This is a genomic window from Frankia sp. CcI156 (genome assembly GCF_001983015.1).
GTDB classification, from domain to species: domain Bacteria; phylum Actinomycetota; class Actinomycetes; order Frankiales; family Frankiaceae; genus Frankia; species Frankia casuarinae.
In genome coordinates, this window is sequence record NZ_MOMD01000020.1 from 1 (window position 1) to 12,251 (window position 12,251).

A 12,251-nucleotide genomic window follows, 5' to 3' on the forward strand; every position below is an offset into this window, starting at 1 on the left:
GACCGTTGGAACATCCGCAGCGCTTCCCCCGTTCCTCCCAGGGTTCGCAGCGCCCCGGCAAGATTATTCAAGGCCGCTACGGAGGCTATGTGGTGAGGGCCGTAGGCGGCCTCGGTGATGGCGAGGGACCGTTGGAACATCGGCAGTGCTTCCCCGGCCTGGCCGTGTTCCTGAAGGTAGGTCGCGGCCCGGTCACACAACCACACTAGATCAACGATCTCCATAGGCGCCGCGCTCTCAGGGCCGCGCGACGTTTCGYCCGGATCGGGCACCCGACTGACGACCGTGCGGACGTGCAGGAGTAGTTCCCGCCACCGGGGCCAGTTCTGCGGAGAACGCACGATGTCACCGGGCAGGTCGGCGCGCAGCAGCCGCAGCAACGTCGCGAGGACCACCGGTCGTCGATCGTCCGAGGTGCGCCGACGGGTTGTGGCCTGCACCAGCCGGTGCACCGACACCGCGTCCACGTCCCGGCTGGCCAGCCCATAGCCGACCAGCGCACCCACTACCCGGGTCCACGCCAAACGGTCCGCCACCGCCACCGCCAGCGAACCGTCACCCAGCAACTCCGACCGGCCCGCGAACAGATCCAGCGGAAGCACTTCGGGACCGCAGAACCCCAGCAGTTCCAACAGCTCCACCGCGGCCGGCATCTCCACGGMGAGCCGGGTGACCGACACCTCCCACAAGGTCGCCACCGTCACCCTGGCCCGTTCCGCCACCTCTCCCAGCTCAACAACCTCCTCCAACCGCTCCTCCAACAGCTCGGCGAACTCCCCGGCCGGGGTACCGGTCTGCTCACAGAACGCCGCCGCCTGCTCCACCGCCAACGCCAGATCTCCCAACAGCTCGGCGATCCGATCCGCCGTCACCGCATCCACCCGCGGAACACGACCCGACAGCAGCGTCACCGACTCCGACCGGGACAGCGTCGGGACCTCCACCACCGCACCCACCGCGCGCCAGCCCGCGCGCCGCGACGTCACCACCACCCGACCTCGCCCATCCGACGGACGAAACGGCGCCACCGCGCCGATCTGTTCGGCGTTGTCGAACACCAGCAGCCACCGCCACCCCCGCCGTCGCAACTCACCGAACACCCCCGCCGGCTCCACCCCCACCGGCAACCCCAACGCCTCCCCAAACGCCCCGATCTGCTCCGCCACCGTGTCCGACTGCTCCGCCTCCACCCACCACACCGCATCGAAATCCGACGCATGCCGATGCACGTATTCCACCGCCAACGACGTCTTTCCCACCCCGCCCATACCGGCCAGCGCCACCACCGACGAGCCCCGCAGCGCCTCCGCCAGTTCCTCCAACTGCCCCGACCGGCCGACGAATTGCCCCAGCCGTGCCGGCACGTTCCACACCCCCGGCACCCCACCCGGGAACGTCGCCCGCCCTGGCACCGCCCGCAGATCCGGCGGGAACGGCGGAGCTACCTCCGGCTTGTTCCGCCCCCCCGACACCGCCAACCGTGCCGCGCTCACCAACTCCGCCCGCGCCGCCTGCTCCGCACAGCCGAACAGATCGACGCCCACCACCTGCCCCAACAACCCCGGACGATCACAATCCGCGACCCGGAACACCAGCAGCTTGCGCTTCTCGCCCTTCGGATCCGCGGCCCACGCCGCCTGCCACTCCGCAGCCCCAAACACCGACCGGGTATACGCCTCTGACAGGATCGCCACCGTCCGCTGAGCCCGCCGCACCCCCTCATCCATCCCCGCCACCCAGTTCGTGCCCGGCACCAGGTCCCACGCCTGCACCAGAACCCGGAACCCCACCTCCTCCAACGCCCACGCCACCCACACCGCCCACGGCCGGTCCACAACCGTGTACGACACGAAGAAATCCCACCCGCCGTCGTCATCCACGACGCCCCCGCCCGTCACGCCGACAGTGTCCACCCCCACCCGGGCACACAGACCATCGCGGTACGACATCAGACAATCGCTCTCACGCACACCGGCGAGYCGGCCAGCGACGACAGCCCGTCCACCGGGCAGCGACTCGTGTAGCCAACCGTGTAGCCCAGCCGGCAGACCGGGGCGGACCACGGTGGACGCCAGTGGAACCGACACCGGCTCTGGGCCGCACCAGCGGACATCCATGGACGCCCGTGGACGAACCGGACCGACTTTGCAAGGCAGGGGTTAGGGGTTCGAGTCCCCTCGTCTCCACGCGCCGGCTTCGGCTGCTTGCCGATCTTTGATCGGCTGCGCCATCGGCCGTTATGCCTGCCCGGGGGGCGACCCCCGGACCCCCGAGTGTCGGGCTTCGCCCGACCTGGCGGGGGCTGGGTTGTTCGTTATGTAGCCACAGACGGACGGAGCATAATGATCTTGCCGGTTATGCTTCTGGATGAGCACCGCCACCTGGCTGGCCGATGGGCGGCGGGGCCGCGTCAGACGCGGAAGGGCCTCCTATCCGCCAGTCCCGGTGCTGGCGGGGCCGCCTCCTCGGTGCCCGGGGGCAGTCCTACCAGGTGTTCGGCCGTGTGTGGAGGCCGGACAACGCGGCCGACTCGACGAGCACGCGCCCTCACAGCATCGCGTCGGACCGGGACATCGCGGCGTGGACACAGGGGAGGGGACACAGGGGAGGGGACATAKGGGAGTGACGTGGGGATCGGAGTAACCGTTGCATAAGAGCGCCCGATAGCGGCGCTCATGCCGCCTCACCTTGCGGTGAGGCACTCCCGGTCTGACCGGCCGGAGCCGTGCCGGGTTCCCGTTTCCCAGCCGCCCGCCCCGYGGACGGGGTCTTACGGTCGGCTCCACGGGCGTTTACCGTCTCCGATGTACTGGCGGCGACGAGGTTGGACAGGTTGACCGCGGCGTTCAGGTCGCGGTCGCCTACCAGCCCGCAGGACTGGCAGGTGAACGTGCGTTCGGACAGTGTCAGGCTTGCGTGCGGCCGGGCGCACAGCGACGTCAGGATCTCGGTGACGTCGCGCACCAGGTCGTCGTCGACCTCGGCCGGGTCGACGACCAGCAGCCGCCGGCCCAGCGGGGCGAGCATGGCAGCGACGTCCGTGCCGGGGTGGGCGCGGCGGTGCCGGCCCACCCCGAGCTGTCGGGCTACTCGTAGGACAGGTTCGACTGCCCTTCGATCACGCGGCCAGCGATGTAGAGGTCTCCGTTGGAGTCCAGTACTGCGATGATCTTTTTCTGGTTGCCGTGGTGGGTCGTGAAGAAGATCTTGTCGGCTTCCTGGGAGGTGGAGTAGTTTGTGTTGACCGAGAGTTCGATGCTCACCGGTGAGCTGATGAGCACATCCTTCTTGGGCGAGTTCGGGTACTTCTGGTTCTGCCTCAACCTGATTCGGCCGTGGGTGTCGCCCTCATCCCAGTCCGTGGCCAATCCGAGATCAATTTCCGCCATGGTCTGCTCCATTCTGGCTTGCGCGGGAAACCTCTCCTGGCTGGAGTAGGTTCGTATGGTTTCGAGAAAAACCCGGCCATCGGCAAACAGGAGTTAGCAGGAGGCATCTCTGCGTGCGCCGGCGTGGAGAGAACACCGCACGTTCCGGCCGGAATTTTCTCGACTGCCGGCTGCGCTCCTGGCCAATTTTTCTACCCGATCGGACCAGTAAACGGGTGCGTGGAAGTCTCAATAGACAGGAACGATCGCTTCCTTGATCTCCGTATTCCCTGTTCCGGATGGGGCCGTTCAACCATCCGAGTCACAGGCATGAGGGCCACAACACCTCTCCCCCCAGAGCTAGTGATGGAAGCGTATCTCGCGTACGTAGCGTCACATGTCGGAGACGGTGGCGCACGGATATTACCTAAATATATCAAACCAGTTAACCACTGTCCGCTTTTGGGGGRAATCGAACCAGAGTTCCTACCTGGAGCTGTGTCCRATCTCGGCGGGGATCGAGTGGTCCGAGTCGGGTACCTCGCGGATACCGGCCCACACGCTGTCTCGTGCCCTCGTGATGGCCACGTACATCTGTCGGCGTTCCAACTGGGTTCGCTCGCGAAACGCGTCGGCCGATTCGGACGGYCGCCGCGGCTTTGGGAAGAGGTTGCGGTCGGGAATACAGACATGGGCGAAGTCGAGGCTCTTGACCCGGTGGTACGTCCCGACCTTGACCGCCTCACAGCTGGTTCCGTCATACTCCTTGAGGGAAACCGCTGGAATGCCCCGCTCGGTGAGGACGCGCAGCCACCGCGCAGCCGCGGCGTTCGTCGGCACGAGCACCGCCATATCGCCGTAACGGACGTTCCGATTGTCATGGAATTCCACGAGGTGCTCGCAGAGCGCCGCATCCTGCGCCACGGTGCCCGACACCGTGACCTCGCGGATCTCGCCTCCCGGCCGGTCGACGTCGACCTCGCGCCGCCCGCGTTCCTGGACGCCGTCGAGGTCGTCGAAGCTGTCGTCGGCGACTACCGCCTGAGCGTAGCGCAGGATCTTCTCGCGATTACGGTAGTTTCTCCCGAGCACGGTGGAGCGTCCGACGACGGCGACGCCGGCCTCGGCGAGGGTGAAACCGCCGGGATAGATGGACTGCTGGCCATCGCCGACCACGAGCAGGCCGTCCGGCTTGTCGCCGACGAAGGCATGCAGCAGTTGCAGACCGACGCACGTCAGGTCCTGTACCTCGTCAACGATCACCGCGTCGTACCGGGTGTCGGAACTCTCGCGCACCAGGTCGCGAGCCAGGAGCAGCACGTCGTCGCGATCGAGGACGCCGCGCTCTGTCCGGAGCTGCTCGTACCGTTCGTACAGCTCCCACACCGCACGTCGGTGGGTCGGTTGCAAGGGAGTGCTGCGCCCGACGCGTGCCAGCTTGGCGTACTGCTCGAAGTCGGTCAGGCCTCGGCCCTTGACGACTGTCGCGATCTCGTCCTTCCAATATCCGGGAGCCAGGCCGAGCCCGGGCAGAACCGAGAACTGCCCGACCTGCCCCCAGGCGCGCCAGAAACAGGTGTCGGCGGCCTCCTGCTGGTGCCGGTCTGCCAAGCCGTGTTCGCGAAGACAACGTGTGGCGACGGCGTGGACGGTGGCGAACTCGATCCGGTCGACGTGCTCGGGGGCCATCCGGGTCAGCAGTGCGCGGTAGACCGGCCCCAGCGTACGCACCAGCGAGGTGAACAACACCCGTTCCCCGCGGGCGGCCAGATACTTGGCGCGGTGCAACGCGACAACCGTCTTGCCGGTACCGGCTGCGCCGCGGACGCGGGCCGGACCCGACCACTGCCGGCCGGCCAGGCGGGCCTGCGTCGGGTGCAGCCAGGTCATCCACGTCTCGATCGGCTCTCGGGCGGCGGCGTCGAGAAGTTCTTGCCACAGCTCCTCGCGGCTCAGCAGCGCATCCTGATCTGGTGGAACCGATTGCTCGGGCGGCGACAGCGGCTCGGAAGAAGTCGGACGCCCGGCCGGAGCCGGACAGTAGGCCTGAGTGGGACGCTCGATAGCGGCTGGGCTTTCGGTCGCGGCCGTACCGTTCGAAGAGGGACCTGCCCGGCGCGCGACCGGACGGCGGACAGACCGTGAGGTCGGCGCCTCGGCGACCGTGACGGTGGTGACGGCGGCGGCGCGGGGCATCGGCGGGCAACCGCGTGCCAGACGGTCCAGTAGTTGTTCAACGAGGTCCGGTGCCAGGCGTGCGCCACGACGCGCCAGGTCGCGGGTCAGGTCCTGCTCGCCGAGCACCGTCACCCGGTCGAGTTGTGCCCGGACGTTTTTCCGCCTGGCCAGAACCAGCAGCGGAACCACCTCGGTCGGTGGCAGACCTGCCTCTACCAGCACCTCCTCCACCGCTACGGTCTGATCCAGAAGTTTGCGGACGTCGTCGTCCGCGTCGGCGTCGCCACGCCATAACCGGCCGCGTTCGACGGTGATCTCTCGCCAGTTCTTCACGTCTACCACGAAGACTCCGCCAGGCCCCACCACGATCACGTCGATGTTGGCCCGGCGGGTGCCTGGCCACCGTCGGTCCGGCAGCACGTGCCACCCTGCGTCGTCCATACCGACCAGCACTCGGACCACACTCTGCTCGGCCCGGCCACCGGCTTCCCAGTGCTGGCGGTGGCGGCGTAACTGCTTCAGCACGTCGGTCAGGTGCTGGATCTGTCGCTGGACTCCGTCGATCTCCATCCCGAGCAGGACGGCTTGACCGAGGGCCGACGGTTCTGGCAGCGGGTCGGCGTCTCGCGTCGACGAGGCGGTCGTCGACGAGGCGGTCGTCGGCGGATGGGCGGTCGACGTGCCGGCGGTCGACGCAGCGGTGGCGGGGATGCGCGCTGCCGGTCCATCCAAAAGCACGTCACTACTCCCTCACCTTATGTCACAGGTAAGAGTACGGTAATGAGCCATCGTTTGGCTACGTTTACGGGCAACGGTGGTCTGCAGGCCCTAGGGAAGAGCGGTTGTTCTTGTAAAGGTAAGTCCACTTTCGAACGCTGGTTCGAGCGTGCCGACTCGAACTCTTCGAACACTCTGGCCACGGCCGCTTTCGGCAGAGAAAGATCACGTAAGTTCGGTCTAGACCGCCAGCACGATGGCGGCGCTGATGCCGCCGAGGCCGAGGGCGAAGGCCGCCTCGGGCAGCCCGCCGTCGCGCCGCCGGAAGAGGCGGTCGAGCGCCAGCCGCCCGGCACCGACCGCAGCCACCGTGATCGCGACCACCGCGACGCACAGCGGGTACTCCATGCCGCCGTCGGTTTCCCACAGTCCGTTTGGTGCGGTCACGATCATTGCGTTGATCATCACACCGATCACGGCCGCGGCCGCCAACGGAGTCAGCAGGCCCACCGCCAGGCCGAGGCCGCCGAGGAACTCGGACGCGCCGGCCAGCCCGGCGAAGAAGGTGCCGGGATGGTAACCCAGCTGGGCGAATCCCTTGCCGGTCGCGGTGAGGCCGTGGCCGCCGAACATGCCGAAGAGCTTCTGCGCACCGTGCCCGGCGAGCAGCAGACCGAAGGTCATCCGAAGCAGCAGCAGCCCGAGGTCGGCTGCGGACACGGCCGTGCGGGACGGGCCCGTKCGGGACGGGCCCGGGTGGGAGGCGTCGGGCGGTGCGGGGGTGGCGGGTGCCAGGTGGAGGGATGCCCGGTGCCGCGTAGCGAGCAGTTTCATGTCGAAACCCTGATCCAGGCGAAAGCATACGGTGAAGCTTTGGTCACTACTGTGCCTGCCYGCTCTGCCGGGCAGATACCACCTCGGTCCTCCCCACGCCCGTGGGGGTGATCCGACCGGGGGCAGCGCGCACCTGAGCGGATAGATGGCGATCATCGGCGTCCTGCCGAGATGGAGCGGCCGGGGCGAGCTAGCCCGTCGTGGGCCTGGATCTGGCCGGTCTGTGGTTCRGGCGAGCCAGGCGTGGGTAGAGACTGAAAGTGGTCAGAATGGACACGCTGGGTGATGATCTGCATTCTTCTAGGGAGAAGAGAAGATTGTGACCTTACCCGCGCGACTCKGCGACCGTCTGGCGACGCTCATCCGGTGGCATCTGGACCCGTCTACAACGGGCCGGCGGCGTCCGGCAGGCGGGCGTGTGTGGCGCCGGCTGGGCCGGGYAGCTGCCTGCCGCCAGGACGGAACAACCAGATGGCGAGCATGGAACGCCAGCGCCCTCGGCGGAACTGGTCCGATCTGTTGGGTCTGCCCAGGTCGCAGGCGCGGACGTCCGCGGCGGGGCTGCTCGGCCGGCGCGGGGCTGGGGCCAGGGGTCACTGCCCGGGGGCGAGCACCTTCCTGGAGGGGTAAGCATGGCCGACATTCGTAGCACGATCGTCCGGCTGCCGGTCACCGTGGAGCGGTCCACCACGGTTCGGGACGCGGCGGCGCAGATGGAACGGCAGGGCGTGGGCGCGCTCCTCGTCATGGAGAACGACCGCCTGGTCGGGATCGTCACCGACCRCGACATCGTGCTACGCGGCGTTGCCCGCGGTATCCCGWCGGACAGCCGGATCGACGCCCTCATGACCACCGAGGTCATCACCGTACCGTCCGGCGTTGACCTCGAACGGGCCTACGAAATCTTCCGTGACCACGCGATCCGCCGGCTCCCGGTCGTCGACGGCCGCCGGCTCGTCGGCCTGCTGTCCGTCGACGATCTGCTCATCCGCACCGAGCACGAGATGGCCGAGCTGGTACACCCGCTCGCCGATGAGGTCTTTGCCCCCCACCGCGAGGCCCCACCGCTGGCTACCACCGGCGAGGAGCCCGTCGAGCTGGCGCTCGAACTGCCGCCCCGGCGTAGGGCGATGCGCGCCCATCCCGGCGACACCCTGGTTGTCCACCGTCCCACCGTCACGCAACCGGACCGCCTTGGGGAGATCCTTGAGGTGCGCTCGCCTGCCGGCGACCCACYGTTCACCGTCCGCTGGTCCGACACCGGGCACGTCAGCYTCGTCTACCCGGGACCGGACGCCGAGGTCCGCCACCCTCCCGAGGAGGCCCGCAGCGGCACCGGCTGAAAAGGACGACGGGTTCAACCCTGCATGCGTGACAAACACGCACCGTCAGGCTAATCATGCTACGGGATCGTGACGTTCCGCTGCGACCAGCCTGCCGGGAGGGCAGTGCAGCAGCCAGAAGCCGCCCTCCCGTACCCCGAGCTGGTCCGGGACCGGCCAGCACCAGCCGTCCAGGAGCCGTCGGATCAGGTCGGCAACGATGGTGCGCTGGCTACAGATCGCCGTCGGAGTCCCGGACGCCGCGAGCCCCATCAAGGTAGCGACCACCCTCGCCTCCGATCCGGGATAGCCGGTGTCCGCCAGCGCCGGCTCCGGTTCGACGGCGAGCCCGGCCGCGCGCGCGTACGGGGCGAGCGTGGCGGTGCAGCAGGGCAGGTCGGCGCTGATCAACAGGCGAATCCCCAGGCTGGTCAGCAGCGGCACCAGTGCGTTCGCCTGGGCCCGGCCGCGCTCATCGAGCGGGCGTAGCCGGTCAGGCCCGTCCCAGCGCCGATGGTGGGCGGCCCGAGCGTGGCGGATGACGACGAGTGCGGCCGTCGGCGCCGGCAGCCGACCCGCCGGCAGCCGACCAAACTCGGCGAGGACGTGGCGGTCGGTGTCGTAGCTGACCCGGCGCGCCRCATCCCCCTTCGCCAGCCAGGCAAGCCTGTCCACCTCCCGGGTGGGGACGAACGTGCCGGAACGGGCCTGCATCGCCCAGTACCGGACCGTCTTCACCGTCCTGCCGCCGTCCGTCAGGTAGCGGTACTCGCCGAGCGGGGGCCCGAGCCAGGCCCGGTAACCAGTCTCCTCCTCGACCTCCCGCAACGCACCGAGCAACGGATGTTCCCGCCGACGCAGCTTGCCCTTGGGCAGGGACCAGTCGTCGTACCGCGGCCGGTGCACGACCGCGATCTGCCGCCCGTCCCGCGTGGGCCGCCACAGCACCCCACCGGCGGCACCTACGACCCGTACCGGCCTATCCCAGGGATCAGCCGACGACTTCATGCCGTCCAGTCTTCGGCTCCAGCCGCCGCGGCGCCAGGACGACGGGCACATCCCCGCAAGACCCGGTCCCGCAAGCCTCGGTCGACAACCCGCCGCCGGCGGCGCGGATCGCGGTCGGGCCGTCCGCGGCGTCCATCGCTACCAGGGCGGGGATCCCCACCTGAAGCGCATGTTCCCCGACGGCACCCAGGGGTATGGAACTCGCCACAGAAGGTTACCGCTGTCCGGGGAGTGGAGGGTGAGGTGACGGACGCAGGTGTGGCCGAGCTCGTCGTCGAGCCGGCGGTGCTCGGGACGCTCGTTGACGTGCTGCGTGCACGCGGGTATCAGGTCGTCGGCCCGACGGTGCGGGATGGCGCGATCGTGTACGACAAGATCAGTAGCGCGGCGCAGCTCCCGGTGGGGTGGACCGATGTCCAGGAGGCGGGTCGTTACCGGCTCGAGCGTCGTCGCGACGCGGCGCTGTTCGGTTACGCGGTGGGGCCGCATTCGTGGAAGCAGAACCTGCTGCCGCCCCGGCTGCGCCTGCTGACGACCCGCCGCGACGGCGATGGCGGCTTCGGCGATGGCGGCTTCGGGGACGGCGGCTTCGGGGACGGCGGCTTCGAGGTGGCGGAGGAACCGCTACCGCGGGCAGCGGTGGCATTCCTCGGCGTCCGTTCCTGTGAGCTGCAGGCCATCGCGACCCAGGACCGGATCCTGCTCGGGGGGCGCCACGCCGACCGCGACTACGCTGCTCGCCGCAGCGATGTGTTCATCGTCGCGGTGAACTGCCACGAGCCGGGTGGGACCTGCTTCTGCGTGTCGATGAACACGGGCCCGGCGGTGCGGGAGGGCTACGACCTGGTCCTCAGCGAAGTCCTGGCCGGTGACCACCGGCTGCTCGTCGAGGCGGGCACCCCCCGGGGTGTCGAGATACTGGGCGAGCTGGCGGGGCGCCCGGGCGAAGCCGCCGACCGGAGCGCGGCCCAGGCGGCCGTGGATGGGGCGGCCGACCGGATGGGACGCACCGTCGACGCGGCCGACCTGCGTGACCTGCTCGCGGACAACCTCGAACATCCACGGTGGGACGAGGTGGCGCAGCGGTGCCTGAGCTGCGGCAACTGCACGATGGTGTGCCCAACCTGCTTCTGCACCTCGGTGGAGGACGTCAGCGACCTCACCGGAAGTGAGGCGGAGCGCTGGCGCAGCTGGGAGTCCTGCTTCTCGCTGGACCACTCCTACCTCCACGGCGGCAACGTCCGTGCCTCCGGACGCTCCCGCTACCGCCAGTGGTTGACCCACAAGTTCGGCACCTGGCACGACCAGTTCGGAACGTCCGGATGCGTCGGCTGCGGACGGTGCATCACCTGGTGTCCCGTCGGCATCGACGTCACCGAGGAACTGACCGCCATTCGAGCGAACTCCGCGGCYGGCGATGACGTTGGTTGAGGCACCGCTCGGCGAGGTCGGCGTCTTCGCCGGTATGCACCCGGACCACCTCGCCCTCCTCGCCGGGTGTGCCCGGCACGCCATCTTCCGCCCGGGCGACGTACTCCTGCGGGAAGGCGACCCGGCCGACACCCTCTACGTCATCCGGCACGGCACGGTCGCGATCGAAACCTTCGTCCCGACCCGGGGTCTGGTCCCCATCGAGACCGTCGGAGCCGGCAATGTGGTGGGCTGGTCCTGGCTGTTCCCGCCGTACCGGCTCCATTTCGACGCYCGTGCCCTCTCGCTGGTCCGCGCCACCGCCATCGACGGTGCCTGCCTACGCGGGAAGTTCTCCCAGGACCCGGCGCTGGGCTACGACGTGCTGTCCCACCTTGCGCAGGTGCTCATCGAGCGCTTGCAGGCCACCCGGTTGCGGCTGCTCGATGTCTACGCAAACCCGGGCCAGGGCTGACGGCGCGGCCGGGGAGATGACCCCTCGGCCGTTCCGGGTGACCCGCCGCCACCAGGAGACGGGTGACACGTGGACCCTGGAACTCGCGCCGCTCTCCGACGTTCCGATCATCGCCGCACCCGGCCAGTTCACCATGGTCTACGCTTTCGGCGTCGGCGAGGTCCCCCTGTCCGTGACGGGCTGCGACCCGGCGATGGGCGACGACTCCGTGGCGGGCGACGACTCCGTGGCGGGCGACGACTCCGTGGCGGGCGACGAATCCGTGGCGGGCGACGACTCCGTGGCGGCTGGTACCGACAGCCCGCTTGTGCACACCGTCCGAGCGGTCGGCGCGGTGACGGAAGCGATCTGCGCGTCCCGCCYGGGCGACGTCCTCGGGGTGCGTGGCCCGTTCGGGCGAGGCTGGCCGGTAGGCGCCGCAGCCGGGCTGGACGTCGTCGTGGTCGCGGGCGGGCTCGGGCTGGCGCCGCTGCGGCCGGTCGTCCGGCAGATCCTGCGACGGCGCGCCGACTACGGCAACGTGGTCGTGCTCGTCGGCACCCGTACACCCGCGGACATCCTCTACCGCCGGGAGCTGGCCGGTTGGCAGGACCGCACCGACCTCCAAGCCCTGGTGACCGTCGACGGTGCGCGGCCCGGATGGGACGRCCGGGTCGGCGTCGTCACCACCCTCCTCCCGCACGTGCGTTTCGATCCGGCCAGAACCGTCGCGTTCACCTGCGGACCCGAGATCATGATGCGGCTGACCGCACGGGCCCTGGTCGACGCCGGCGTACTCGCCGACCGCATCCACCTGTCCATGGAACGCAACATGCACTGCGGCCTCGGTCACTGCGGCCGCTGCCAGCTCGGCCCGCTGATGCTCTGTCTGGACGGACCGGTCTGCGGCTACGACCGCCTKGAACCGTTGCTCGCCGTCCGGGAGCTGTGATGCCGATG

General features: G+C 69.1%; 9 protein-coding genes and 1 pseudogene. 4 read left to right on the forward strand and 6 right to left on the reverse strand.

Translation table 11 applies throughout. From position 1 onward, the window contains the following. The 5 genes and pseudogenes from fxsT to CcI156_RS09105 all read right to left on the reverse strand — a co-directional run. The coding region (gene fxsT, locus CcI156_RS09080; protein WP_139341457.1) for an FxSxx-COOH system tetratricopeptide repeat protein at positions 1-1,949 on the reverse strand (1,949 nt) is incomplete at its 3' end. Between the two features lie 724 nt (positions 1,950-2,673). After that, positions 2,674-3,036: pseudogene (locus CcI156_RS09090) on the reverse strand (zinc ribbon domain-containing protein); the annotation flags it as partial. Positions 3,037-3,086: 50 nt separating this feature from the next. Further along, the gene (locus tag CcI156_RS09095) at positions 3,087-3,401 is read right to left on the reverse strand and encodes a DUF6342 family protein (RefSeq protein ID WP_254847343.1); all 315 of its coding nucleotides are present in this window, start codon (positions 3,399-3,401) and stop codon (positions 3,087-3,089) included. 453 nt (positions 3,402-3,854) lie between these two features. After that, the gene (locus CcI156_RS09100) at positions 3,855-6,284 is read right to left on the reverse strand and encodes a UvrD-helicase domain-containing protein (RefSeq protein ID WP_023839994.1); all 2,430 of its coding nucleotides are present in this window, start codon (positions 6,282-6,284) and stop codon (positions 3,855-3,857) included. Positions 6,285-6,503: 219 nt separating this feature from the next. Beyond that, the gene (locus tag CcI156_RS09105; RefSeq protein WP_035729052.1) at positions 6,504-7,097 is read right to left on the reverse strand and encodes a DoxX family protein; all 594 of its coding nucleotides are present in this window, start codon (positions 7,095-7,097) and stop codon (positions 6,504-6,506) included. A gap of 632 nt (positions 7,098-7,729) precedes the next feature. Here CcI156_RS09105 and CcI156_RS09110 point away from each other — a divergent pair. Then, a complete protein-coding gene (locus CcI156_RS09110; RefSeq protein ID WP_076805296.1) occupies positions 7,730-8,440 on the forward strand; it encodes a DUF1918 domain-containing protein in 711 nt (236 codons plus the stop codon). 54 nt (positions 8,441-8,494) lie between these two features. Here the strand turns inward: CcI156_RS09110 and CcI156_RS09115 are convergent, their stop codons facing one another. Next, a complete protein-coding gene (locus CcI156_RS09115; RefSeq protein WP_076805297.1) occupies positions 8,495-9,427 on the reverse strand; it encodes an NUDIX hydrolase in 933 nt (310 codons plus the stop codon). Between the two features lie 243 nt (positions 9,428-9,670). On the opposite strand from CcI156_RS09115, the gene CcI156_RS09120 reads away from it, so the two are divergent. The 3 genes from CcI156_RS09120 to CcI156_RS09130 are packed head-to-tail and all read left to right on the forward strand — an operon-like array spanning position 9,671 to position 12,243. Continuing rightward, positions 9,671-10,858, forward strand: coding sequence for a 4Fe-4S dicluster domain-containing protein (locus tag CcI156_RS09120; RefSeq protein ID WP_023839997.1), 1,188 nt, complete (start codon positions 9,671-9,673; stop codon positions 10,856-10,858). Further along, positions 10,845-11,312: a cyclic nucleotide-binding domain-containing protein gene (locus tag CcI156_RS09125; RefSeq protein WP_011438853.1), complete on the forward strand. Its 468-nt coding sequence runs from the start codon at positions 10,845-10,847 to the stop codon at positions 11,310-11,312. Before CcI156_RS09120 ends, CcI156_RS09125 begins: the two co-directional genes overlap by 14 nt. Next, positions 11,284-12,243, forward strand: a complete 960-nt coding sequence (locus CcI156_RS09130) for an FAD/NAD(P)-binding protein (RefSeq protein WP_254847344.1) — start codon at positions 11,284-11,286, stop codon at positions 12,241-12,243. Before CcI156_RS09125 ends, CcI156_RS09130 begins: the two co-directional genes overlap by 29 nt. The last annotated feature ends 8 nt before the right edge of the window (positions 12,244-12,251 follow it).